Source organism: Alteromonas sp. 5NS40-0096 (assembly GCF_057544385.1).
In genome coordinates, this window is sequence record NZ_BAAJLQ010000001.1 from 1,024,819 (window position 1) to 1,049,989 (window position 25,171).

General features: G+C 46.2%; 20 protein-coding genes. 11 read left to right on the forward strand and 9 right to left on the reverse strand.

Going from position 1 to position 25,171, the window contains the following annotated elements:
- Window positions 1–429: 429 nt before the first annotated feature.
- From AC27G9_RS04690 to AC27G9_RS04700, 3 genes are all read left to right on the forward strand, one after another.
- Window positions 430–3,426 (forward strand): TonB-dependent receptor, encoded by a 2,997-nt coding sequence (locus tag AC27G9_RS04690; RefSeq protein ID WP_487071523.1) that lies wholly within the window; start codon window positions 430–432, stop codon window positions 3,424–3,426.
- A gap of 66 nt (window positions 3,427–3,492) precedes the next feature.
- Window positions 3,493–4,224 (forward strand): SapC family protein, encoded by a 732-nt coding sequence (locus AC27G9_RS04695; RefSeq protein ID WP_487071525.1) that lies wholly within the window; start codon window positions 3,493–3,495, stop codon window positions 4,222–4,224.
- A complete protein-coding gene (locus AC27G9_RS04700; RefSeq protein WP_487071527.1) occupies window positions 4,211–5,680 on the forward strand; it encodes a tryptophan halogenase family protein in 1,470 nt (489 codons plus the stop codon). The genes AC27G9_RS04695 and AC27G9_RS04700 overlap by 14 nt, the downstream gene beginning before the upstream one ends.
- A 32-nt stretch (window positions 5,681–5,712) precedes the next feature.
- On the opposite strand, the gene AC27G9_RS04705 is transcribed toward AC27G9_RS04700, so the two are convergent.
- Window positions 5,713–6,375 carry a hypothetical protein gene (locus AC27G9_RS04705; RefSeq protein ID WP_487071529.1) on the reverse strand — a complete coding sequence of 221 codons (663 nt, stop codon included), beginning with the start codon at window positions 6,373–6,375 and terminating at the stop codon, window positions 5,713–5,715.
- Between the two features lie 154 nt (window positions 6,376–6,529).
- Here AC27G9_RS04705 and AC27G9_RS04710 point away from each other — a divergent pair, with 154 nt between their 5' ends.
- Entirely contained in the window at window positions 6,530–7,534 is a 1,005-nt protein-coding gene (locus AC27G9_RS04710) for a LacI family DNA-binding transcriptional regulator (protein WP_487071531.1), read from the forward strand.
- 24 nt (window positions 7,535–7,558) lie between these two features.
- Here AC27G9_RS04710 and AC27G9_RS04715 read toward each other — a convergent pair whose 3' ends face one another.
- Entirely contained in the window at window positions 7,559–8,116 is a 558-nt protein-coding gene (locus AC27G9_RS04715) for a hypothetical protein (RefSeq protein WP_487071533.1), read from the reverse strand.
- Window positions 8,117–8,534: 418 nt separating this feature from the next.
- On the opposite strand from AC27G9_RS04715, the gene AC27G9_RS04720 reads away from it, so the two are divergent.
- Both AC27G9_RS04720 and AC27G9_RS04725 read left to right on the forward strand, forming a co-directional pair.
- Window positions 8,535–10,229, forward strand: a complete 1,695-nt coding sequence (locus AC27G9_RS04720) for an Hsp70 family protein (RefSeq protein WP_487071535.1) — start codon at window positions 8,535–8,537, stop codon at window positions 10,227–10,229.
- Window positions 10,230–12,041, forward strand: a complete 1,812-nt coding sequence (locus AC27G9_RS04725) for a hypothetical protein (protein WP_487071537.1) — start codon at window positions 10,230–10,232, stop codon at window positions 12,039–12,041.
- 13 nt (window positions 12,042–12,054) lie between these two features.
- Here the strand turns inward: AC27G9_RS04725 and AC27G9_RS04730 are convergent, their stop codons facing one another.
- The gene (locus AC27G9_RS04730) at window positions 12,055–13,227 is read right to left on the reverse strand and encodes an endonuclease/exonuclease/phosphatase family protein (RefSeq protein WP_487071539.1); all 1,173 of its coding nucleotides are present in this window, start codon (window positions 13,225–13,227) and stop codon (window positions 12,055–12,057) included.
- 520 nt (window positions 13,228–13,747) lie between these two features.
- On the opposite strand from AC27G9_RS04730, the gene AC27G9_RS04735 reads away from it, so the two are divergent.
- From AC27G9_RS04735 to AC27G9_RS04745, 3 genes are read left to right on the forward strand one after another with little or no spacing between them, the layout of a single operon-like run.
- The gene (locus tag AC27G9_RS04735) at window positions 13,748–14,920 is read left to right on the forward strand and encodes an NAD(P) transhydrogenase subunit alpha (RefSeq protein ID WP_487071541.1); all 1,173 of its coding nucleotides are present in this window, start codon (window positions 13,748–13,750) and stop codon (window positions 14,918–14,920) included.
- A 2-nt stretch (window positions 14,921–14,922) separates the two neighbouring features.
- Window positions 14,923–15,207 carry an NAD(P) transhydrogenase subunit alpha part 2 gene (locus tag AC27G9_RS04740; RefSeq protein WP_487071543.1) on the forward strand — a complete coding sequence of 95 codons (285 nt, stop codon included), beginning with the start codon at window positions 14,923–14,925 and terminating at the stop codon, window positions 15,205–15,207.
- 10 nt (window positions 15,208–15,217) lie between these two features.
- Window positions 15,218–16,588, forward strand: coding sequence for an NAD(P)(+) transhydrogenase (Re/Si-specific) subunit beta (locus AC27G9_RS04745; RefSeq protein ID WP_487071545.1), 1,371 nt, complete (start codon window positions 15,218–15,220; stop codon window positions 16,586–16,588).
- Window positions 16,589–16,698: 110 nt separating this feature from the next.
- Here the strand turns inward: AC27G9_RS04745 and mmsB are convergent, their stop codons facing one another.
- Genes mmsB through AC27G9_RS04765 form a run of 4 tightly spaced genes read right to left on the reverse strand, consistent with a single transcriptional unit; the run spans window position 16,699 to window position 21,278 of the window.
- Window positions 16,699–17,571: a 3-hydroxyisobutyrate dehydrogenase gene (gene mmsB / locus AC27G9_RS04750; protein ID WP_487071547.1), complete on the reverse strand. Its 873-nt coding sequence runs from the start codon at window positions 17,569–17,571 to the stop codon at window positions 16,699–16,701.
- Window positions 17,572–17,591: 20 nt separating this feature from the next.
- Window positions 17,592–18,635, reverse strand: coding sequence for an enoyl-CoA hydratase/isomerase family protein (locus AC27G9_RS04755; protein WP_487071549.1), 1,044 nt, complete (start codon window positions 18,633–18,635; stop codon window positions 17,592–17,594).
- Entirely contained in the window at window positions 18,628–19,770 is a 1,143-nt protein-coding gene (locus tag AC27G9_RS04760; protein WP_487071551.1) for an acyl-CoA dehydrogenase family protein, read from the reverse strand. The genes AC27G9_RS04755 and AC27G9_RS04760 overlap by 8 nt, the downstream gene beginning before the upstream one ends.
- 5 nt (window positions 19,771–19,775) lie before the next feature.
- A complete protein-coding gene (locus AC27G9_RS04765; RefSeq protein WP_487071553.1) occupies window positions 19,776–21,278 on the reverse strand; it encodes a CoA-acylating methylmalonate-semialdehyde dehydrogenase in 1,503 nt (500 codons plus the stop codon).
- Between the two features lie 101 nt (window positions 21,279–21,379).
- On the opposite strand from AC27G9_RS04765, the gene AC27G9_RS04770 reads away from it, so the two are divergent.
- Complete coding sequence (locus AC27G9_RS04770; protein WP_487071555.1) at window positions 21,380–22,270, forward strand: LysR family transcriptional regulator; 891 nt, start codon at window positions 21,380–21,382, stop codon at window positions 22,268–22,270.
- 8 nt (window positions 22,271–22,278) lie between these two features.
- Here the strand turns inward: AC27G9_RS04770 and AC27G9_RS04775 are convergent, their stop codons facing one another.
- A complete protein-coding gene (locus tag AC27G9_RS04775; protein WP_487071557.1) occupies window positions 22,279–23,388 on the reverse strand; it encodes an aminotransferase class V-fold PLP-dependent enzyme in 1,110 nt (369 codons plus the stop codon).
- A complete protein-coding gene (locus AC27G9_RS04780; RefSeq protein WP_487071559.1) occupies window positions 23,388–24,575 on the reverse strand; it encodes a PrnB family protein in 1,188 nt (395 codons plus the stop codon). The genes AC27G9_RS04775 and AC27G9_RS04780 overlap by 1 nt, the downstream gene beginning before the upstream one ends.
- A 125-nt stretch (window positions 24,576–24,700) precedes the next feature.
- Between AC27G9_RS04780 and AC27G9_RS04785 the strand changes: the two genes are divergently transcribed.
- Entirely contained in the window at window positions 24,701–25,171 is a 471-nt protein-coding gene (locus tag AC27G9_RS04785; RefSeq protein WP_487071561.1) for an Lrp/AsnC family transcriptional regulator, read from the forward strand.

Below are 25,171 nucleotides of genomic sequence, written 5' to 3' on the forward strand. Positions count from 1 at the left end.
ACTCAGGTTACCTTTGACATCAAGCTCAAACACTTATGAATTTTTGCACTTTTATTTACGTTTATTGATTAACGTTTAACCATAAATTACATAAAGCGTCACATTCACCAAATGAATCACAGACATTAACCACAAGCACTAACAAAACACATAAGCACATGATTAAATTAATTTTTTATGCTTTCACTCAATAAAAACCAACAAATAAGTGACAACCATAAAACGTAAACCAAGCAATAAAAAATCATAAAGACATGATGTTGAGGTGCAATTTCCCATCTGCTAATTTGTTAGCGTTAACATTTATTTCACAATAAGCTATGTGCAAATACACATGAAACAAATCGTTAACAAGAACACTCACGGGACACATACAACTAATACTATCGCTGAACCTCTCTTGGTCAGACGATAGCCGGAGAAGGTAGAATGAAAAAGCACACGCCATTTAGGCCATCATTACTTGCAGCAACGATTGCCACTGTTTATAGCGGCATCAGTTTTAGCGCTATCGCACAGGAAACTGACAGCTCGGCTCAAGACAGCGAATATGAAGTGATTGAGGTATCAGGCATTCGCCGCAGCCTCGTTCAAGCAATGGACATCAAACGCAGCTCAGACGGTGTCGTAGATGCCATATCAGCAGAAGATATCGGTAAATTCCCAGATACCAACCTTGCTGAATCACTTCAACGTATTACTGGTGTCTCAATTGACCGCCAAAACAACGAAGGGTCTAGAGTCACCGTTCGTGGTTGGGGTCCTCAATTCAACTTAATTACGCTAAACAATAGGCAAATGCCCGCTGCTAACCTGACAGCAACGGCAATCAACACGGATCGATCGTTCAACTTTGCTAATCTCGCATCAGAATCAGTAACTGGCGTGGAAGTTTATAAAACAGGTCGAGCCGACGTGACAACGGGCGGCATTGGCGCAACGATCAATATCACCACCCACAAGCCACTCAATAATCCAGGCACTGTTGCGAGTGTTGGCGTGAAGGCGATTAACGATGATGTGCGCACTGGAGACAGTGTAACACCAGAAATTTCTGGTATTTTTAGTAAAACCTTCGCCGACGATACCGTTGGTATCTCCGTTGTAGCTAGCCGCTCGACACGAGATAACTTCGCCGCATCTGGCCAAGTCACTTCCGGCTGGAATACCTCCCAAGTTACCGGTCAAGTCTTGGACAATGCAGGTGCGCCATTGATAGACGTTGGTAGCCAAAATGCTATTCTTGCGGCCCCACAGAACTTCATGTACGTCTTTGAGGATTTCAGCCGTACGAGAACAAATGCGCAAGTCACATTGCAATTCGCGCCGACGAAAGCGTTAACAGCAACCCTCGACTACACCTATTCAGAGTTTGAGCAAGATGTAAACCGCCAAGAGCTTTCAGCCTGGTTTGGTGGCGGTAACTACGCGGGTACTCAATTTACCGAAATTGACGCTGCGGGCGTGGTGTCCCCTGCTGTACTCAATAACACCGACTGCTGTGACTACGGCTATGGTGTTGGTTCTTGGGGAACCACTAACGAAAACAAATCCTTTGGATTTAACGTCGAGTGGCAAGCCACAGAGAATCTAGAAATTACATTTGATGCACACAGTTCCAGTGCTGAAGCTCAACCTCAAGATCACAGAGGCAGCAACAACATTGTTACCGCCGGCACTTTCCGCCGCGTGTCAACCGTAGTTGATTTCACCCAGAATATCCCTGTTATGGTAGGCAATATCAATGAGGATTTAGATCCCAGTGCTATTATCGCGTCGGGAAATAGTTTCAGAAATGGTTACATGAAGACGGATATTGACCAGTTTCAGTTAAATGGTCGCTATACCTTCGACTCGGGTCTAGTCTCGAGCATAGACTTTGGTGCCTCCCGTCTAACGATGGAAAACCGTACCGCCTTTAGTCTCAATCAAGGCGGCGACTGGGGTGGACTCGGTTATACTGGGCATACTACCGGTGGTGGTTGGAACGCTCCTGCTGGTGACGGTGATGGCAACTTTGCAGACAGTGCCTTTACCATTGCTGACCTTGTCGATATCCCAGGTCCAGATAACATTGGTATCAATGGACAAATGGTATGGGTCGACTTCAACCAATTTACCAGTGATATAGCATCATTGTACGCCAATAATCCTAGCCTACCAGGCAACGTTTTTGGTAATTGCCCGACAGGCACGCTGTGTACTAACCCAGAATTTTCTAACGATTTGCGCTTAGAAGAGGAGCAAACAGCCTTTTACGTGCAAGCTAATTTAGTGTTCGATATCGGTGAAATGCCAGCGAAGATGAAAGTCGGCGTGCGGCATGAGTCTACCGACGTAACGTCTAATTCTTTGATTCCCAACTATGTCGATCAAGAATGGCGCACCCCAAATGAGCTGATACTTACCCAAGATGGTGGTGTATTTGCTAATGGCACCGGTGATTACAGCAGTTTCTTACCGAACATTGACTTCCAAGTGGATTTAACTGACGACATCGTAGCTAGAGCCTCTTACAGCCATACATTAGCTCGTCCTGAATACGATGATTTACAAGCCGGCGCGGTACCGGGAAGTAGCCAAGCACGTACATTTGACGCGAGTGTCGCGTCCGCGGGTGACCCAAGCCTCGACCCCTTCGAGTCGAAGAATATCGATTTGTCACTCGAGTATTATTACGCTGAAGGCAGTTATGCATCGATTGGTTATTACACCAAAGATGTTGAAAACTTTATCGGTACAAGTGTCGAGCAACGGGTCATCTATCCTCAATTGGTTAACCCCGCATCTGGGGCACGCTTGGCTGAAGCGCAAGCTACTGTCGTCAATGACGGCAACGCTGCGCAAGAAATCAGAGATTACTATGTTGCGCAAGGTTGGTTATCTGCAAATGGTGAGCTTCTGGGGGACACGAGCGTTTACGACCCTCTCGTTCATACTGTAACCGTGCCTGTAAACAGTGAAGACGCCACCATCGACGGCTTCGAATTTGCTGTGCAGCATCTTTTCGGAGAGTCAGGCTTTGGCTTTAACGCCAACTATACAACGGTTGACGGCGATGTCGGTTATGACAACAGCACTATCGGTGAAGACCAATTCGCTTTGTTAGGTCTAAGCGATTCCGCCAACCTCGTGGCATTTTACGATAAGGACGGCCTGCAAATTAGACTTGCCTATAACTGGCGCGACGAGTTCTTAAGCGGCACTGTAGGGGGCAATGGACAACAAGAGCCTGCCTATACCGAGGCTTATTCACAGCTAGATATCAGTATTAACTACGAGGTTACAGAAAACCTGATTGTCAGCTTGGAGGGGATTAACGTGACGGAAGAGGACAGAAGAGTCCATGCCAGAGGTAATAGCATGGTCATCTTCGCTGGCGAGCAAAGCGCTAGATACGCGCTAGGCGTTCGCTACAACTTCTAATTGCCTGTTTGGGAGTGGCGCTTCGCCACTCCCGATTCAATATGTTAACGAATCAGGGCCATGAATATGCAACACATTAAAATTCTCAATAACATCGAACATGCTAATTTCCATGTTATTACCCAAAAACGCGCAGAATTTGGTGATAATCAAATGTGCGTGTCGATAACACTCAGCGAGATGCGAAATGCACAGCAAGACTACCCGCTAGTGTTTTATGCCGAAGCAGCAAGCCAACAATTCCACCCTATGGCACTATTTGGGTTTCAAAAGCACGAAAATCTATTCTTATCCAGCGGTCAATGGCATGACGCCTACTTGCCTGCTTTGATGAAAAAAGGGCCATTCAGTATTGGCAGGCAACTTACTTCAGATGGCCAAGAGCACTTTGTCATGAGTATTGATGAATCTGACCCCAGGATATCGTCTCACGAGGGCGAGCCTCTTTTCCTTTCTCATGGTGGGGCCAGCGATTACACGCTAAACATCGCCGAGTGTTTGAATCGGTTACAGGAAGAACAATCAATCACCCAAGCTTTTACGCAATATTTGCACGAGCACGGCTTACTTGTGCCGCTCAATATCGAATTTGAACAAAGTAAAGAAGAAAACATTAAACTGACTGGGTTTTACACCATCGACGAAGAAAAGCTCACCCAATTATCGCCTGAGCAGCTTTCACAGATGGCAAAACTGGGTTATTTACACGGTGCGTACTTCGCCATTTCTTCATTGTCAAACATTGCTAAACTAATCAAAATGAAACAAACCCTGAGCACCTGCTATGCCCAAAATTAATAAGGTCGTCATTGTCGGTGGTGGCACGGCTGGCTGGATGACTGCGGCGGCACTATCTAAGTCAATGCCGTCACTGGACATAACATTAATCGAATCCGATAGCATAGGAACCATTGGCGTCGGTGAAGCCACCATCCCTACCCTTCAATTCTTCAACGGTTTACTCGGTATTTCACCAACAGAGTTTATTCGATGCACATCGGGTAGTTTCAAACTCGGGATTCTTTTTGAAAACTGGCGAACCACAGAGAGTCAGTATTTTCATGCCTTTGGCACAACGGGAAAGAGTTTTTGGGCGGCGGGTTTTCACGACTTTTGGACAAAGGGCAAACAGTACAACATCAGTGCTCAGTTCAGCGATTACAACATAGAAGCGAAAGCCGCTCTGGCAAACAAATTTGCTATTGGGCCGCAAAAACTCAACTATGCCTTTCACCTAGATGCTGGCAAATATGCAGCGCTATTGCGACAAAAATCCGAACAACAGGGCGTTAAAAGGCTTGAGGGCAAAGTAAACCGCGTTACTCAAGACCAAACTTCCGGTTTTATTCAATCTGTGTCATTAGACGCAGGGAACGCTGTGCACGGAGATATTTTTATTGATTGCTCTGGCTTTCGCAGTTTACTGTTGGGCGAAACGCTAAATACGCCGTTTATTGACTATGCTCAATGGCTGATAAATGACAGCGCGATTGCGCTTCAAACTGAAAAGTCCCGACCTACCGCGCCTTATACGCGCTCAATCGCCCACCATGCGGGCTGGCAATGGCGAATTCCTTTGCAGAATAGAATGGGTAACGGCATTGTCTATTCTAGCGCCCATATGTCTGACGATGAGGCTGCTTCAATTTTGGTCAACAGCGTTGAAGGCGAAAGGATAACTGAGCCTCGTCCCATTCGTTTCAAAACTGGCTATCGCCAGCAACTGTGGAATAAAAACGTCATTGGTATTGGGTTAGCGGGTGGCTTTATCGAACCGTTAGAGTCCACTGCAATACACCTTATTCAACAGGGGATCTTGCGACTGATAAAACTATTCCCTTCGAACAGTATCAATCAGTTTGATATCGACGAATACAACTTGTCCGGCAAGATTGATTATGAACAGATTCGCGATTTCATCATCCTGCACTACAAACAAACCACACGCCAAGATTCACCCTATTGGCAGTTTTGTAAAGACATGGACATTCCCGATACACTGAAAGATCGATTGGCTTTGTTTGAACAAAATGGCCGTTTCATCCAACGCAGCGAAGAGTTGTTTGTTGATTCGTGGTTACAAGTCATGATTGGCCAAGGCCTAATCCCTAAACAATACCACAGCGTGGTGGACGAAATGACGCTACCGCAATTAACCAGTTACCTCAGCAGTATTGAATCGAATATTCAAAGGCAGGTTGAGCAAATCCCCAACCATGATGACTTTTTGCGACAATTAGTGGGAAATCAATAAAATCGCCGGGGGTAGCAAACTGATGTCCATCATTACACTTTGACTTTGTGTGGTTTGATTGTGCTCATTAGTACTTGGGTTTGCAATACACCGGATAACAGTACCATGGTTATAGCGATGGGTTTCGCTATCCCGATTTGTACCAAGCTTATCAGAGGCTCTGGGGTATCCCCTCCTACCAGAATGAGGTGGGGTAAGCCAAACACAGTGGGCATGACGCAGTATAAAAGTAGGTCCCAATAAAGTAACGCCCCGAACATCAGGACTTTGAAGCCCAAACCACTCGGTTTCTTAAAATACAGTATGAATAAGCACAATACCGACACTAAATAGGTAGTGCCGCTACCCAACAGTGTCACAATTGGGCTCAATGCTTCAGGATTAATGGGATTAGAATCAATGATATAAACACGTGGCACTAAATCGAAAGGATTGTTCGTCATTTGGAAAGTCACAAATAGCGCCTGCCTAGCGTGCAAAAATGTGACCGCAGCAAGATCATCACTCGCCCAGGCGATAACATTGGCCCCATGCCCTTGCCAAGGAAACAGTTGTACACCAGGCCAAATCGTTATGTAGATTTGACCTGCTTCACAAATTTTTCCACCCACCACATGGCCGAGTTCATGTAATACAATCGTAATACTGAATAACACTGCGCCATATAAAACAAAGTCGCGTTTCCTAGTCGTCATTAGCGTTCATTCCTTGCTCAATGCTATTGGGACAATCGCCAGTCTCATTAATTCCACTGTGTTTCGGCAATCATCGCCAGCAGTCGCTTTTTTGTTGGTAGTTCATACTTCACGATGTGTGCTAATGTGAATGTTTTCATCAGTGAGTCGTATCGTGAAATCTAAAGTCACTATCGCGGATGTTGCGAAAAAAGCCGGCGTGTCCATGATGACAGTATCTCGCGTCATTAATCATCATGAGAGCGTAAAGCCCAAAACTAAAAAAAATGTCGAGCGAGCAATGAAATCGCTTGGCTATCAGCCTAATATTGCAGCCCAAAGGTTGTCCTCAGGTAACAGTGGGCTGATCGGTGTAGTTTGCTTCCAATCGAGTTCGGCTTATGTATCGCAGTTTATTTACGGGTGTGTGACGCGAATCTCTTCATTGGGTTTGCACTTGGTAATAGAGGAGTTGGATCACAATCAACCGCTTGCGCCACAAATGGAAAAGTTGTGTGCTCGCGTACAGGGGCTCATTATCCTGCCACCTATGCATGAGATTTCTGATGTGATAGATGTGGCAAAAGCATATAAGCTTCCAACGGCCTTAATCGGTTGCGACCTAGATTTCGATCAAGCGTACCCGTTTCTTTCACTCCACATTGATGATGAAAAAGCCAGCGAAGAACTTACCAAGCACCTACTTTCCATGGGGCATAAGCACATAGGCTTGATAACTGGTGACTTGAAGCAAAAAGTGTCACACCAGCGCAGCACTGGATACCAGCGAGCCCTAAAACGAGCCAATATTGACCACCATGCCCAACTCATCCAAGAAGGGGATTTTAGCTATCGATCGGCGTTGATGGCAGCAGAGCGCCTGTTAAGTGCAAAGCCGCGCCCCACCGCAATATTTGCAAGTAATGATGATATGGCAGCTGCTGTTATCGCAGAAGCACATCGGCAAGGTTTGACGGTTCCAAATGATTTATCCGTCGTGGGGTTTGACGACATTAATACCGCACAGATAGTGTGGCCCAACTTGACCACTGTCTACCAACCGTTACAGGAAATGGCGGTACATGCTTTAGAATTTATGGTGAGTGAGCCACGAACCAAACGGGCAAAGCTCGCTTATAAAATCGTAAAACGCGGCTCTGTGAGCCGCGTGATTGAATAAAGAGTTGACTTGTATGTTGACGGTCTAAGCCGTCGCCATTGATTGTGATGGCATACAGATAGATTTAATCGCTTTTACCACAGAAGCGCGGGTGCGATACTGAACCATGCCGACAACACGGTCTGCGTGTGGCCATAACGCCGACTGCATGATTTGCTTTTCTTCTTCACTAATACGGCTCTGATCTACGTGAATTTCAACCACCTTCCTCTGCTCGCGCGTTTTCGTAGCAGTGGTGTCCACAATAAGCTCACATGGAATCATAATGAATTGACGTTGATGGGGGTCTTGCACTACGCCGACACAGCCCTCAACCATGATGATGGTTGGCCACCCCTCAGAGATTCGGCTTTGACCAAAAATAGCAAACGTGAATAAAGCGAGAACGGCAAATGTCATGCCGACGAAAGCATCAGATAACTGCGGCGCGCCAAGCACAATAAACGACACAACGAAGGCGAATGCCAACCAACCGATGAAAACGCGCCTTAGTACTTTAGGACTGACACCAGAAACCACTTGGGCAAGCCCCAAATCGGATTTTGAAAACTCACGCACATGTATTTTATTATCAGATAACATAGGCTACTACTCACAAAACAGGTGCTCACATCATGTACAACGAGCATTTGCTAGGCCAACGCGTCCAATGTTAAAAAAAAGTTACATCCGTGTATATTATGTTGAGAGTATAATAAATATCTAATTAAAATACGATTAGTCTATGGTCTAACAACTCGAATTTTCGACGAACTACATTTTATTAACACGCTCACAACGTCTTCTTTGGACCCCAACAGTTGGTGTTAGTTCGCCTCTATTTTAGTGTTCAACGTTCATTTGTTGTGTCAAAGTAAGCCTGCACTGGCCTAAACTGCTTTATCTGTCACGCTGGACTTTATATGATAGGTATATCAATTTGCGAGCCAGTCACACCATGGTGTATCGCAGCATATCGACGATGTTGTTCGTCACTACCTATATGAAAAAGGACTTTTCCATGTCAGTAATCGGAATCGATCTGGGCACCACAAATAGTTTAGTTTGCCATTTTAACGGCGAACGATCTGAGCTTATCCCTAATGCACTGGGTCAGGTCATTACACCGTCTGTTGTCAGCTACGATGAAAACCAAAAAGAATTGTTGTTTGGCCAAATTGCCAAGGATCGCTTGATATCACACCCCAAGCAAACGGCGGCATGCTTTAAACGGGCGATGGGCAGCAACTATCAGTATAAACTGGGTAAAAAAGTATTCTCAGCCATTGAGCTTTCTGCACTTTTGCTCAAGCAATTAAAAGCAGATGCAGAAGCATTCCTTGGGCACAGTGTTACCGAAGCAATTATTAGCGTGCCGGCTTATTTCAGTGACAGTCAACGCAATGCAACCAAACAAGCCGGCCAATTGGCCGGCTTGAAAGTGAGCCGTTTGATCAACGAACCCACTGCAGCAGCACTCGCGTATGGCGTGCTGGACAAATCTGACGAGCAAATGTTCATGGTAGTCGATATGGGTGGTGGAACACTCGACATATCTATCTTAGACATTTTCGAAAATGTCGTCGAAGTGAGGGCCTCAGCGGGCGATAATTATCTTGGCGGAGAGGACTTTTCGCTGGCAATCCGAGACAAATTTATCGCCGACACTGGCATTAAATTGAAGAAGTTATCCAGTCCAGAACTTGGCAAACTCGCCAAACATATCGATAAGTTAAAGCACCAACTCTCCAGCCAACACGAAGCCGAATTTTCAATTGATTTACTCGGTAAATCGTTTCAATGGTCCCTCAGCAGAACAGAGTTTCAAGCGCAAATTGCACCATTGATTAAACGCTTCGTTGGGCCGATTGAACGTGCGATGCGAGATTCGGGTATTTCTAGTGAACAACTCGACAACGTATTCTTAGTCGGGGGAGCAACACGAATGCCGTGGATTCGCTCAGAGGTGACTCGATTGTTCCGGCTCATGCCAATGAGTCATATCGACCCCGATCAAGTCGTGGCACTCGGTACGGGCGTGCAAGTTGCTCTGAAAAACCGCGATCAAGCCATTGATGACATTGTGTTAACCGATGTGTGTCCCTACACCTTGGGTGTCGACATAGCAGTAGAGACTGGCAGAAATCAACATGAAGGTGGACACTTTCTGCCAATAATTGAACGCAATATGACTGTGCCCATTAGTCGAGAAGAACGTCTTCACACTTTGAAAGACAACCAAACGCAAGTTGTCTGCACGGTTTACCAAGGAGAGAGCCGTTTAACGAAAAATAACGTAGAACTTGGAGAAATCGCCGTACCTGTTCCTAAGGCCAAAGCTGGCGAACAGTTTGTTGATGTTAGATTTACCTATGATATCAATGGTATTCTCGAGGTCATCGTGAAGGTTGGCGAAAATGGTCATACGGAAAAAGCCATAATTAACAGCGGTAATTCCCGTCTGACGGATGAGGAAATCTCTGACAGCATGGCAAAGTTAGCCGCGCTAAAGATTCACCCTCGAGAAAATGAGGAAAACCGACAGATTGTCGCCAAACTCGAAAGACTGTACGAAGAGTTTCTCGGTGATCATCGCCATTTTCTAGCCGCCGTTCTAAAGAATTTTGAACAAGCAATGAACACCCAAGACCTTGCCGTCATCGACCAAGTCAAAAAGGAAACTATTGCTGTGATCAAAGAGTATGAGAGTAATTAATTGACTAATCAATATTGGACATTACTGGGCATTGACCCAACTACAGATAAACGAGCAATAAAACGCGCTTATAGCGTGGCGTTGAAGTCTCACCACCCTGAGGATGATCCACAAGGTTTCCAAGCGTTGAATGAAGCCTATCGTTGGGCATTAGACTACGCTGATTATGATCACGAGGGTATGGATTACGAGCCAATTGACGAATCGGTTGACGAGCCAATTGGCGAGCCAGTAGACAAGCCGATAGAAGAATCAACTGAACAGATTGCCGATGAAGTTGCGTTACCCGTTGATGTCGAAGAAGCCCTCCCCTCTTCGCCCTCTCAAGAGGCTGCAGTTGAGGCAACGCCTATCGATCCGCAAATACTCGCGATACGCCAGTTTATTGAACGTTTTACTGACACCATTGAAACGCCACTCAAACGCAAAGATCTCAGCACCTGGTCTGCTTTACTTCACGAATTGGAAAGCGCGAGCTTCTCATTTAAAGAACAAGTGTTTTTTCCCATCTTCGATAGTTTCATTGCACATTATCGCGACCAATCCGTCGCAGAGACTAATGCCTTCATTCCAAAAGGCATTACTGCAAAATTTGCACAACATTTAGATTGGAAGGCCAACGAGCTCACTTTGATTAAGTATTACGAGCGTGAGGACGTAAGCCTAGTCATGCTAAGGGCATTTGGCCATGCCGAATCGAATATTGAAAATGAAGAGTTTACTGGATGGAAAAAGTACAGAGGGTTATTAGCCAATATTACTCTGGGCTTTGGATTGATGGTGCTTCTGACCCTGGGTTTTAGTTATCTGCTCGACAATAGAGAGAATAAAACTGACCAGCAAGAAGAAGTGGTGGTGGATAAGACCGCGTGGAATGAGGTACTAACTCCCTGTTTATCATTGGACAATCCAGACGCTGTAGATGCCGTTGAAAGCTGTGAGAGCCTCGCTGAAGAAGGCTGGCTTAAAGCGCAATACGCTCTAGCTTGGCACTTCTCCAGAGACTCGGAAAGCAAGGATTGGCAAAAGACGTTTGATTATCTCAAACTGGCCAGTTGGTACGATATGCATGCCGAGTTGCTAAGCCAAATTATTCTATATCGCTTGGGCACAGATGAGGAAGACGTGAGCCGAGGAGAGAAAGGAATTAAAGCACTCGCAAACAATGGGTTTGCTCCGGCCCAGGCTTTTCAAGCTGTCATGTACTTCAGAAAAGACCATGAACAAAAAGCCACGGCTAGCCCAGTCTATCTATTGGAAACCGCTTACAAATCGGGCATGTCATTGGTAAATGAGTTTGAAATGGCTTCTTTCTATATCAATGGCTTTAGCAATCGTAGCCAACCTTATCAAAGGGCACTTAAAGTCCTTCAAGATAGCGCAGAAAACGACTACCCCACAGGTACAAATAACGTGGCTTGGTTCTTAGCGACTTTAGATGAAAACCCATTGACTGAGCCAACCTATGCAGTGGAATTGGCTTCCGACGTGGTCAACGATCCTCAGTACGCTGAAACTATTGCATTTATCGATACTCTTGCTGCGGCCCATGCCACAGCTGGTAATTTTGATGAAGCCGTTAAATTACAGACAAAAGCGATAGAACTGATCAAGCAATCTGACATAGATGAAGAAAACAAGCAAAGTCAGGTAGAAGATTTTACCGCTCGCTTGTCAGAGTTCGAAGCGGGTCGAAAAGTGATTTTTTACGAACTCAACATTGAAAAAGAAGCTTTCTTCGACGAGCTCAACAGCCAGTTGGGTAACCGCTTATTTCTGCGCCTAAACCAACTCGCTCAGCCTGATAGCTGAGCGAGAGGTATCACTAAGGCTCAAGTGGCGTTATTGCCAAATCCAACCACACCAATCTGTGATCAGAGCTATCCGCTCTGGTCGCCACTAAACGATGTAATGCCTCTTCCTTAGCCGGCCAAAAAACGCCGCCATCAATAGGCTTTAACCCCACTTTACTAGGTAGTACGTAGTCAGCTCTTGCCCCCCAATATGCTGTATAGCGATTACTGTATTCAGCTTCGTCATTTTGCGCACCGCCCGGGCTCAAGGGGATCAAGGTATTGTTGACCAATGGACTGTTAGTTAATAGCTCAATGGCATTGGGACGGTATCTTGGCCCAATATCCGCAGCATTAAAATCGCCCACTAACACGAATCGAGAGTTCGCAGGTAAGTTACCGGTTTTGCCATTGTCATCATATAAATACGCGTCACCATTGCCGTCGATGTAATCGGCGAACATACGGATTTCATCTTGATTTCGCTTGCCGTTTCGGTCCTCTTCGCCATCGAAAACTGGCGGCGTAGGATGCATTGCAAGAATATGAATTGCTTCGCCATCTACCATAACAGGAATATCCCAATGCGATTTTGAGCTTAAGCGAAACACGTCCCATGCGGCCTTTGAATACCAAGGTTTACCATCGGCATAGCGTGGTATCGATGGTTTAGGCATGTCTTTCCACTTAAATTGCTGAAATGAGCGTACATTTTGGATATCAATCGGATAGCGAGACAACACTGCCATTCCATATTGCCCGGGATAAAGGCCGAATCCATAGGCATCAGCACCTTTCCCTGATGCATTGCCATCATTGTCTAAATCCACTCCCGAACTAACGCCTGTGTTGACTGGAGCAATATAGAAATAAGGGTAATCAATTGCCGGATTCCCATTTTGACTGACATTTAAATAATGCTTAACAAAGGCATTGATGCCCAAATTTGGGTCAGGGATATAGTCAAATTCGTTCAACAGAACAATGTCGGGTTTTACAATCTGGATAATTTCAGCAATGTTTTTGACCTGCTGGTTGTCACCATTGCTCAGCACCGACTTTAACGTATCGAGTGAGGGATTGGTTTTGACATAGTTTGTCGCTTCCATGCTGACATTGAACGTTGCCACACGAACGGTTTGAGCCTCGGAGGCACCGATAAAACACAACGAAGAAAATAGACCTATTAAGGCGTTTTTTAACACAGGAGAATCCTTGCAAAAAGTCAGTTTAACGTCCATGTTAATCGTGAGTGCGACGCTGGGCAATACAGGGTTATCGCACAAGTCGTTCAAATGGGCTTATATAACCAAGTTTTATAAAAGCCAAATATGGCATACACCACAATATTTTCATTTTTTGTCATTGCACAGTTAGCACCATCATTAACACATAAATAATCAGTTACACTGCATTAACATGCAGAATAATGATTATTTTATATAATATTTATCTATTTCCCCTTATTGATGTCCGTAAATACACTGATTGCATATGTCACATCATTTTTGAAAATGATGAGCATGTCTAAAAGTATTGGCGTCATCTATCAATATTGGTGTATTCCTATACTGGTCAGACATCTAATGTGACATTAGGGCGTTTTGCTCAACAACAATAATAAAAACGACAGTGTTACAAGCAGCAAAGATGCTGTTTATACAGAAGTGGTGCAAAGCATTTGCCTGTGCTGTACCGCGCACAACTAGAAAATGGGAAAAACCTATGAACATAGTCGTTTTAAAAGAATGCGGACTGGACTCTGTACCCCCAAACGCAACTGACGTGGAGAGGCGTTGTGGCGCCACACCGACTACCGTTGAGAAATACGTGAGTGCTGGTGCTAGTGTATTAGTAGAAAAAGGGGCCGGAAATCTCGCAGGGTTTTCCGATGAATCGTTTTCAGATGCTGGTGCTTCGATCGTCGATGACCGCGTATCTTTGGTCTCGCAAGCCGATATATTATTGTATGTCACCTACCCCACAGACGAGGATGTCAACCATCTAAAAGCCGGAGCAATTGTAATAGGTCATTTAGACCCCTTTTTCCAACAACCACTAATTGAAAAATTAGTAGAAAAAGAAGCAACGGCAATCAGTGTTGAGATGATCCCTCGAACTACACGTTCACAAAAAATGGACGCATTGAGTTCTCAAAGTAACTTGGCGGGTTACGTCATGGTCATGAATGCAGCGTCCGAACTAGACTCGATTTTACCTATGATGATGACCCCAGCGGGCACGGTAAACCCGGCAAAAGTATTTATCATCGGAGCGGGTGTCGCGGGGCTTCAAGCTATAGCCACTGCAAAACGACTTGGCGCGCAGGTGACGGCCTTCGATACGCGCCCTGTCGTAGAGGAGCAAGTAAAATCTCTTGGCGCGAAATTCCTAAACATTGACTTAGGTGATACGGGGCAAACCAACCAAGGTTATGCCAATGCCCTAAGTGAAGAACAACAAAACAAACAAAAGGAAGGGCAGCGCAAAGCCATTGCCGATTCAGATATTGTTATCACGACAGCGAAACTGTTTGGCCGAAAGCCACCATTGATTGTTAGTGATGCCGATATTCAAGGTATGAAACCCGGTAGCGTCATTGTTGACATGGCTGCAGAAGACGGCGGTAATGTTGAGGGCGTACAAGCGGGCAAAACTGCTCTTGTTCACGGCGTCAAAGTCGTCGGAACGGGGAACTGGCCGAATCAGGTGCCCAAAGATGCGACAAACCTCTATGCAAACAACCTATTTAATCTCATTGACGACTATTGGGACAAGGAAGCTGCCAATTTCGTATTGGATTTAACTGATGACATTTTGCAAGGCTGCGTTATTTGCCACGAAAAACAAATCATCAATGACATGCTCAACAAACACTACAACCCAGAGGAGGCGTAATCGTGGATACGATTAATCTTATTTTCATCCTAATATTGGCAGGCTTTCTCGGTTTTGAACTAATAAAGAAGGTGCCAGCGACCCTTCATACCCCTTTGATGTCAGGTGCAAATGCTATCTCGGGTGTCACCTTAATTGGTGCGCTCGCGGCTTCGGGTAGTGATCAAAATATACTGACCACAATACTCGGCACGGTTTCTATTGTGTTTGCCACGATGAACGTTGTGGGCGGCTATTTGGTGACAGACCGAATGCTCGCCATGTTCAAATCAAAGACGAAAGACTAAGGAGAATATTATGACAACCGGATTGATGGTTAACGTCTCCTATGTCGTTGCAGCAACATGCTTCATTTTCGGACTCAAACTACTGAGCCACCCTTCCACCGCTCGAAAAGGCAATTTGGTGTCTGCTGTGGGAATGTTAATTGGTGTGCTTGTGACGTTAATTGACCAGCAAATTTTATCCTATGAATGGATTGCGGCAGGTATTGTATTAGGTACCATTCCTGGCATCTGGCTGGCCAAACGCGTTGAAATGACAGCAATGCCTGAACTCGTTTCTGTGTTTAATGGATTTGGTGGTTTGGCGAGTTTACTGCTTGGCGTGTCCTCACTGACTCAAACCAACAACGAAATTACTGCAATTATCAGTATTTTGGCATACCTAGCTATCATTATCGGCGGTATCACCTTTACGGGAAGTATTATTGCGTGGGCGAAGTTGGGCGAACACATGCCAACAAGAGCCATTGTCTTCCCATTGCAGCGCTGGTTATACGGCATTTTGATTTTAGCCGTTTTGGTGTTGGCCGGCTTTGCAGTTGCCAGCCCAGGCCATATGCCGTATTTCTATATCGCCATTGGGTTAGCACTCGCATTTGGAATCTTAGCGACTCTACCTATTGGTGGCGCAGATATGCCCGTCGTTATCTCATTGTTGAACAGCTATTCAGGTGTTGCAGCAACGCTAGCGGGGCTGGCGATCAACAATAACATCCTGATTGTCGCGGGCCTTTTAGTCGGTGCCAGCGGTTTGATCCTGACACAAATAATGTGTAAGGCCATGAATCGTTCCCTCATGAATATCTTGTTATCTGGTTTCGCTAAGCCCAGCACAAAAATGGCAAAAATCGAGGGTGAAATTCGCTCAATGAGTGCTGATGATGCCTTCTATGTTCTAGAGGCGGCAAAAAGCGTTGTTGTCATTCCAGGCTATGGTATGGCTGTCGCGCAAGCACAACACGCAGTAAAAGAACTACAAGCGCTATTGGAGGACAATGATGCGACGGTAGCCTACGCCATTCATCCCGTAGCCGGACGAATGCCAGGCCACATGAATGTGTTACTGGCTGAAGCCGATATTCCGTACGAGCAGCTATATGAAATGGATGCCATCAATCCACGCATGGACAGTTTTGATGTCGCTATTATCATTGGCGCCAATGACGTGGTGAATCCGGCCGCAAAAGAAGTAAAAGACAGCCCAATTTACGGCATGCCAATTATTGAAGCCCACCGAGCTAAAAACGTTTTTGTTATGAAACGCTCTGCGTCTGCGGGGTTTGCAGGTGTCGATAACCCGTTATTCTTCAAGGAAAATACCCGAATGATCTACGGGGACGCGAAAGATACGTTAAACAACATTATTCGCGAATTTGGTGACTAATTACTTAGTGCCGTTACATATCAAAAAGCCACCGATACTACTGGTGGCTTTTTACTTGCGAAGGGAACTCATTGCACCAAGTAGGCCTTGCCTACCCAGTTAGTTTGGTACTACAGCATTTTGATGATAGATGAGAAATCCATAGTGCTACCCTCGCCCTCACACCATTTTTCATACAGTTCTTGGGCTTTTTCGCCCATAGGTACATCAGCATCAACGTCCTTAGCACTCATCATGGCCAACGTCAGATCTTTTAGCATCAAGGGTGATGCGAACCCGCCAGTGTAATCACTATCTGCAGGACTTTGTGGACCGACCCCTTTCACCGGACAATAACTGGTCATCGACCAATTCTGACCCGACGCGTTGGACGAAATATCAAAAAACACTTGAGGGTCTAACCCCAACTTTTGCGCCAGTTGGAAGGTCTCACATGTTGCCACCATGGTAGCGCCGAGGAGCATATTGTTGCAGATCTTTGCGGCTTGGCCCGCACCATGCTCTCCTGCGTGGACGATTTTTCGTCCCATTGCCTGTAACACGCCTTGGGCTTTTTCAAATCCGGCTGTAGAGCCGCCAACCATAAAAGTCAAGGTGCCTTCTGCTGCCGCTTTAGTGCCGCCTGATACCGGGGCGTCGACCATTTCAAACCCTTGCTCTAAAGCAGAGTTAGCCACTTTCTTTGATGTAGCGACGTCGATGGTAGAGCAATCGACCAATACCGTACCAGACTTAGCATGGGGCAACACATCATTGTGGTATACCATGTCAACATGCTTGCCTGCCGGCAACATTGTAACCACAACCTCGGCTTGTGATACGGCATCTGAAGCAGAGGTTGCCAAGCGACACCCGTTGTCTTTTGCCATCTGCATGGCGACATCACTCAAATCAAAAGCCAACACATCAAAATTGGCTTTGACCAAATTGTCTGCCATGCCTGAGCCCATGTTTCCGAGCCCGATGAAAGCTACTGTTGTCATCGTCTTCCCCTTTTCAATACTCAGGCTGGAACCCAAGTTTTCAAATCACTATTGTTTTCAAATAACACCGAAACGTCTTCATCTGAAACAGAAGCAATATCGGTGTGTGCCCATTTCGGCTGGTTGTCTTTGTCCACCAATAGGGCTCTTACCCCTTCTTTAAAGTCAGGATGGGCAGTCAAGTTACAGGCTAAGGTGTATTCCCGAGTCATTTCTTGTGCAAAAGTAGTTGCGGTTGCCCCTAACTCGAGGGCCTTCATACTAGCAACCGTAGACAGTGGACTTTTTGATTGAATGGTCGCCAATGTCTTTTGTGCCAATGGCGAGTCATTGGCAGCCAAACGAGACGAGATCTCATTCACGTCATAACCGTTCAGTTCGCTTTCACTGAATGCCATAACTTCGTCAAATTCGGTGTCACCTGCCGTTTCGCAAAACTCAGATAAAATGGTTTCGACTTGCTCTGGGTTTGCCATGAGAGCCAATTCCAATTCGGGTAACTTTTCACTCGAGACATAATGGGTCGCTAACCCCAACTTCAAGCAATTGATGCCGCGAACAGGCTCGCCAGTCAGTGCCATGTACGTCCCCATGTTGTGAGACAAACGAGGAAGGTACCAAGCACCGCCCACATCTGGAAACAGACCAATCCCCGTTTCAGGCATAGCGAAACGCGTGTGCTCAGTTGCTACGCGATAGCGGCATGGCATAGCGATACCAACACCACCACCCATAGTAATACCATCCATTAACACTAGGGTTGGCTTAGCGTAGGTGTACAATAAATGATTGAGCTGATACTCCGTGTAGAAGAATGCTTGAGAGTACTTGCCTCCTTCGTCTACGCTGTCATACATAGAACGAATATCGCCGCCCGCACAAAAGCCTCGACCTTCACTGTGCTTGAGTAAGACGAGCTTGATATCGTCTTGCCCTAACCAAGATTGGGCGGCAGACAACATGTCTTCGCACATGCCCAGATTCAGCGTGTGAAGTGCCTTAGGTCGGTTTAAGCGCATTACCCCGACGGCGTTATTCGATTCGATAATGACATCATTAGACATTTTTCATCATCTCCCTTGCGATGATCACGCGCATCACTTGGTTCGTTCCTTCCAAAATGGAATGTACCCGTAAATCTCGCCAGAAGCGCTCAATTGGATAATCCATCAAGTAGCCGTAACCACCAAACAGCTGTAACGCTCGGTCGACAACACTCGAACCAGTATCGGTTGCCAAACGTTTCGCCATCGCAGCGTATTGTGTTTTATCTGGCGTGTTATACGTCACTTTTTCTGCAGCGGTGTAGAGCAACGTGCGCGCAGCGCTTAGCTCTGTTGCCATATCAGCAAGGGTGAATTGCGTATTTTGAAAATCAATGATGCGATTGCCAAATTGCTTGCGATCACTGGTGTACTGCAATGCTTCGTCTAAACAACGCTGTGCGCCACCTAAAGAGCATGCGCCGATATTTAAGCGACCACCGTCAAGGCCCTGCATTGCAATTTTAAATCCTTCGCCCTCTTGTCCTAAGCGATTTGAAAGCGGTACGCGAACATTGTCAAAGTTGACTTGGGCGGTTGGCTGCGAGTGCCAGCCTAGCTTTTTCTCGTTGGCACCAAAGCTTACCCCTTCAAACTCTTTATCAATCAATAGGCAGCTGATGCCTTTCGGGCCGGGTTCGCCAGTTCGAACCATGACGACGTACACTTCACTCTCGCCACCGCCCGATATAAAGGCTTTGGAGCCATTGACTACATAGTGATCGCCTTCCAGTTTAGCGGTTGTGCGAAGTGCAGCAGCATCAGAACCGGAACCCGGTTCGGTGAGACAGTAGCTTGCCAGCTTTTTCATCGTTATTAGATCTGGCAAGTACGTCTCTTTCACACCTTCTGTCGCGTAGGTGTCAATCATTTTACTGGCCATATTATGGATAGATATGAAAGCGGAAGTAGAGGGACAACCATAGGCCATCGCTTCCATTATCAGTGCCGCTTCCAAACGACCCATCCCAATACCACCAGACGCTTCACTGACATAAATTGAGCCAAAACCCAACTCTGCCGCAGCCTCAAAAACCTCTCGGGGGAAGATATGTTCTTCATCCCACTTTGCCGCGTTCGGCGTAATCATATCTGCGGTAAATTTTGTCGCAGACTCGACAATAAACTGTTGTTCTTCTGTTAGCGCAAACTGCATAACGCTTACCTCATAGTTGGAATTACGAATGCGTTGTCATTTGACTCCGAACCGTCAGGCCAACGCTGTGTTACGGTTTTCACCTTAGTCCAGAATTTTACGCCTTCCATACCGTGTTGGTTGGTATCGCCAAACGCTGAGCGTTTCCAACCGCCAAAGGTGTGGTAAGCCACTGGCACCGGAATGGGAACATTGATTCCCACCATACCAACGTTTACTCGCTGTGCGAACTCACGTGCTGCGTGCCCATTACGAGTGTAAATAGCCACGCCGTTGCCGTACTGATGGTCACTTGCCAAGTTAACCGCTTCATTGAAGTCTTTTGCTCGCACCATTTGCAATACTGGGCCAAAAATTTCTTCTTGGTAAGACTGCATCGCAGGCGTTACATGGTCAAACAATGTTGGACCAATAAAAAATCCATTCGCATGCTCAGCTGGAATGTGGGATTCGCGACCGTCGTATACTAATTCGGCTCCCTCACCAATACACATTTCGATGTAACTCATAACGCGGGCTTTGTGTGCCGACGTTACTACCGGGCCATAATGCGCCGTCTCGTCTTCCGAGTGACTCACTTTGATTGCTTCAATAGCCGGAATTAATTTTTCACGCAAACGGTCGGCGGTGTCGTCACCCACAGGTACAACGACAGGTAGCGCCATACAGCGTTCGCCCGCAGAACCATAGGCTGCACCAACCAAATCATTGACGACTTGATCGAGATCAGCATCTGGCATCACGATGCCGTGGTTTTTGGCACCGCCCATGGCTTGTACACGCTTGCCATTGGCTGCCCCACGCTCATAAACATAATTCGCAATATCGGACGAGCCGACAAAACTGACAGCTTTGATATCATGATGATCAAGAATAGCGTCAACTGCCACTTTATCACCGTGCACCACATTCAAAACACCCGCTGGTAACCCCGCTTCTAGCATCAATTTGGCGAGTTCTACAGGCACTGACGGATCGCGTTCTGACGGCTTGAGAATAAACGCGTTACCACAAGCGATAGCAACACCAAACATCCACATCGGGATCATTGCAGGAAAGTTGAACGGTGTGATACCAGCAACAACACCAAGCGGTTGACGCATGGAATACACATCAATACCCGGACCTGCACCTTCGGTATACTCACCCTTTTGTGCATGCGGGATACCACATGCAAACTCAATGACCTCTAGGCCACGCTGAATATCACCATGAGCATCTGATAACACTTTGCCGTGTTCGCTCGATAATAGCGCTGCTAAGCGGTCTTTGTTCAATTCGACAAGGCGCTTGAATTCGAACATCACGCGCGCACGGCGTTGCGGGTTCGCCGCCGCCCATTCTTTTTGCGCGTCTTTGGCTACGGCAACGGCATGATTAAGGGTTGCCACTGTTGCCAAACTTACGTTGGCTTGCACTTCACCGGTGTTAGGAGCAAACACATCGGCTTGGCGATCATCTGCTACTTGGTAGGTCTCGCCGTTGATAAAATGGTTAATCTGTCTCATGTTGCACCTCTTACACGTTTTTAACAATTTTGAAACTTTGCCTTTCCATTCGCAAGATAATATAGTTGCAGCATGGTACTGCAAAAATGCAGGAGTTAAGTATGAATTGGGATGATTTACGAGTTTTTTTGGCACTGGCAAGAAATGGTAGAGTAAGCAAGGCTTCACAAAGCCTAGAGATGGACTCAACCACTCTCATACGTCGTGTAAAAAAGCTGGAAGAATCTCTAAACTGTTCTTTATTTGAACTGAGTAAAAAGGGATATTTACTCACCGACCATGGTTTGCGTTTAGTACAATACATTGAGAAAGCTGAGCACTTTGTATTGGAAGCCCAACACGACCTCACTAATGAGCGAAAAGAATTGTCGGGGATCATTCGTGTAAGCGTATCTGAAGGTTTCGGTACTTGGTTTCTCGCTCCCCTATTGCCCGCATTCAAACGGGAATTCCCAAATATATCCATCGAGTTGGTCGCCACTAGTGGCTTTTTGAATATCAACAAACGAGAAGCCGACATTGCAATTTTACTGGAGAAACCTACAAAGGGCTTGTTGTACACGAAACGCTTAACCGACTACAGCTTGAGGCTGTACATGCATCAGCAGTTACTTTCAGGCAAAGCGATTCCTAAACATTACGAGGATTTAAAACCCTACCCCGTTGTCAGTTACGTGCCTGATTTGCTGTATGCTCCGCAACTCAAATTCATTGAAGAAAGCCTTTTATCGCCATTACATAGCCTAAGCAGCACCAGTATTAATGCCCAGTACCAGATGTTAAACCATCAGGCTGGTGTGGGTATTTTGCCGTGTTTTATCGCCAATCACTCTGATGACTTGGTCGCCGTACTAGAAGACAAAGTCAAAATCACCCGAACCTTCTGGGTAGCAACGCACAGAGATGTTCGGCACCTAGCGCGGATACAAGCGTTTTTAGACTGGCTCACAGACATGGTAGAAGGCCATCAAACGGCTTTGGTGAGCCAGTAATCTATTCACTAATTGTATCGAGCGAAAACGTCCAACAACACATCCAGTTCGGACATATCCGTGTAAATGTGTGGCGACAACCTCATGCCTAACGGCCTGACATCAAATTTAACTTGCTGGCGCTGCAATGCTGTAGCAACCTCGTCTTGTTGTCCGAACTTAAGTACCAATGTCCCGCCCCGTTGTGAAGGCTCAATTGGCGACACCACAGTTTTCTCATCAAGCTGTTCAATGATATGTTGAGTCATTGATTGGTTGTGATGCCGTATCTGTTCTATTCCGATTTCTAGCAAGGTATTAATGCCATTTGTAGCCACGACATAGGGCATTACAGAAGGAGTACCTCCCCAAAATCTGGCGGCATCATCGGCGTACTCAAAATGCCTGATGTTAAACTCAAACGGGTTTTGATGTGAGAACCATCCTACGTCTTTAGGCGTTAACTTGTTCGCCATCCCCGCGTTGAACCATATGAAGCCAGCCCCCGGCCCACCACAAAGCCACTTCACACAAGATCCCAACACCACATCGGCCTGCCATTTTGAAAAGTCGATGGGCACGACACCGCTTGATTGGGCAATATCAATAATTGCCAATGCGTCGTGTGCATGAGCCATTGACACGATCTCCTGCACTGGCGCCAACTTGCTGGTATTGTAATGCGCGTGGGTAACAAACACCGCAAACACGTCATCGGTCAGATATTGTCGCCAAACATCTAAGTCGAGAATATCCAAATGCTTTGGAATAAACCGCACTTCAAACCCGTCGGGGAGCCCGTATTCAGCAGCAAAGCCCATTGATGGGAAATCATTCTCCGTCATGACAATTACGCGTTTGCTTTGATTCGCTGTAAACGATCCCAATAGCTTGCTCAAACCACTGGACAGGTTTACCTGAGGGCAAAACTGCTCAGGCCTAGAATGAAACAAAGCCGCTAGTGCTTGCTGAAATCGGCCGAAGACTGTCATCCACTGCCCCCATGGATCAGGACTCCCCGTTCGCCAAGGTTCGAAGAAATGCGTCTGTAAATAGCTTGGCGTATCAACTGGCAATCGACCAACGGAATGGTTCAGAAGATACAGTCCCTCACCCATTTCAAAACGTTGTTTGATCATTATTGCCCCTCCCTGTTTAAAGTAGAACGCAAAAATGCCACATCCTGGTAACGGGTCGGTATATCGTCTCGATCCGCTGCGGTACGCAAGTCATGCAGTTTCTTAAGCGCAGCAATCAAGACCTCCAACGGCGGGCCACTGGCCGTCATATCTTGTTTGCCAGTTAAGGCGTTGTCGTTGGCAGGCTTAACAATGAATTTAGACACCAATGCCTCATGATGTTGAATCGCGGTTTTACCGTGGGCTTCACAGACTTCGAGAAAAGCCGTTAAATTTTCTTGGTACCAATGTGCTTGGCTCGAGTTTTCAGCAGCTTGAATGAATTCGTCCATTAAGCTTTTTCTTCTCATACAGTCTCGCAGTATCAATTGATCTTGTGGACGCATAAATAAAAACTTGTCTACGAGTAGCTGCGAATAATAAGGGTCATCACCTCGGCACAACCCAAGCAGCAAATCAATCACATTAATACCGGCAAAATCACCGGCGTTGGCACCGCGATATTCATGTCGACCAACGCGGTGAGTTTTATAGTAGGGCCGAACGCTATAAAAGAATCGGTCGACATCCAGTTTGGCAAACAAGGCTTCATTATTCGCATACACGTCATTCAGTGCCGCCGTGGCCACCCCGAGGAGATCCTTTGTCACTGGGTGAGAAATGCCTAAAGGCAAGCAGTGCAATAGCGCTTCTGACGCGCGAATAAAAGCAAACACGCCTTTGGTGTTATAGTCGAGAAACAGTTTTTCATCGTCTAGGGACGTAAATGTTTTGTAGACGCCATTCACCGCAAGATTATGTGTCTCAAGATGAGCAGACGCAAACCTAGGTACTACGCCCAAGGATGCACCCAGCTGCATCGCTAGGGCTGAAGCCTCTTTTAGAGTGTGGTCACTGGGATCCATTGAACCAGACACTTCATGACGTCGGCAGGCCGCAAGGAAAAAACCGACATTTCCCAATAGATTAAAGCCACTGTCAAAGCCTTCATCGGTATTGCCCTCTTTGAGCAACTCGGCGACAAATCGATTGCCTTGGGCGACAAGTTCAAGTTTAAGTGCCTCGCCTACGCCACTGACATTCTCTCGCGCTTCTTGTGCAAAATACAGCGCTTCTAATTCAGAGTTGATGGCTTTGAAATCAGTTCTTATCCACTGGTCAAAAGCTAACGATAATGGCGTGCCCAAGTTATTACTCCCACTGTTTTTTTTACAGTATAAGCCCATACGATTGGTGCAATTCACTATTCTAAAATGAGATTCACTGCTATCTTGAACGAAACAACCAAAATTTATTAGTTTATTAGTGATTTATGCCAAACAAACTTGATTCAATAGACAGAGCTATTCTTGCTGAGCTACAAGCCGATGCAAAACTCACCAATACTGAGCTTGCGGGTAAAGTAAATTTGTCTCCAACGCCTTGCTTGCGCAGGGTCAAAAGATTAGAGCAAGAGGGATTTATTCAGAGCTATATCACCGAGCTCAGCAAAGAAAAACTGGGGCTGCAAATCTCAGCATTCGTATTTGTCCAGTTGGTGCGAAATAGCAAGGAGAACGCCGCGGCGTTTGAACAGGCCATTTTAGCGTTTGAGGAAGTGATGGACTGTTATGTTCTCACCGGAGAACATGACTACCTTCTCAATGTCGTTGCGAAAAGTTTAGCGTCGTATGATGTCTTTGTGAAAGAGAAGCTAGCGAGCGTTAATCAAATTGCCAAAATCGATACGACAATTGTGCTCAATCAAGTAAAGAGTAAGCGTGCCTTGCCCCTTAACCCATAA

Coding starts and splice junctions, on each gene's coding strand:
- AC27G9_RS04690 (WP_487071523.1), top strand. CDS start 430: ATGAAAAAGCACACGCCATTTAGGCCATCATTACTTGCAGCAACGATT.
- AC27G9_RS04785 (WP_487071561.1), top strand. CDS start 24,701: ATGCCAAACAAACTTGATTCAATAGACAGAGCTATTCTTGCTGAGCTA.
- AC27G9_RS04770 (WP_487071555.1), top strand. CDS start 21,380: ATGAATTGGGATGATTTACGAGTTTTTTTGGCACTGGCAAGAAATGGT.
- AC27G9_RS04720 (WP_487071535.1), top strand. CDS start 8,535: ATGTCAGTAATCGGAATCGATCTGGGCACCACAAATAGTTTAGTTTGC.
- AC27G9_RS04715 (WP_487071533.1), bottom strand. CDS start 8,116: ATGTTATCTGATAATAAAATACATGTGCGTGAGTTTTCAAAATCCGAT.
- AC27G9_RS04705 (WP_487071529.1), bottom strand. CDS start 6,375: ATGACGACTAGGAAACGCGACTTTGTTTTATATGGCGCAGTGTTATTC.
- AC27G9_RS04775 (WP_487071557.1), bottom strand. CDS start 23,388: ATGATCAAACAACGTTTTGAAATGGGTGAGGGACTGTATCTTCTGAAC.
- mmsB (WP_487071547.1), bottom strand. CDS start 17,571: ATGACAACAGTAGCTTTCATCGGGCTCGGAAACATGGGCTCAGGCATG.
- AC27G9_RS04700 (WP_487071527.1), top strand. CDS start 4,211: ATGCCCAAAATTAATAAGGTCGTCATTGTCGGTGGTGGCACGGCTGGC.
- AC27G9_RS04755 (WP_487071549.1), bottom strand. CDS start 18,635: ATGTCTAATGATGTCATTATCGAATCGAATAACGCCGTCGGGGTAATG.
- AC27G9_RS04745 (WP_487071545.1), top strand. CDS start 15,218: ATGACAACCGGATTGATGGTTAACGTCTCCTATGTCGTTGCAGCAACA.
- AC27G9_RS04735 (WP_487071541.1), top strand. CDS start 13,748: ATGAACATAGTCGTTTTAAAAGAATGCGGACTGGACTCTGTACCCCCA.
- AC27G9_RS04760 (WP_487071551.1), bottom strand. CDS start 19,770: ATGCAGTTTGCGCTAACAGAAGAACAACAGTTTATTGTCGAGTCTGCG.
- AC27G9_RS04765 (WP_487071553.1), bottom strand. CDS start 21,278: ATGAGACAGATTAACCATTTTATCAACGGCGAGACCTACCAAGTAGCA.
- AC27G9_RS04695 (WP_487071525.1), top strand. CDS start 3,493: ATGCAACACATTAAAATTCTCAATAACATCGAACATGCTAATTTCCAT.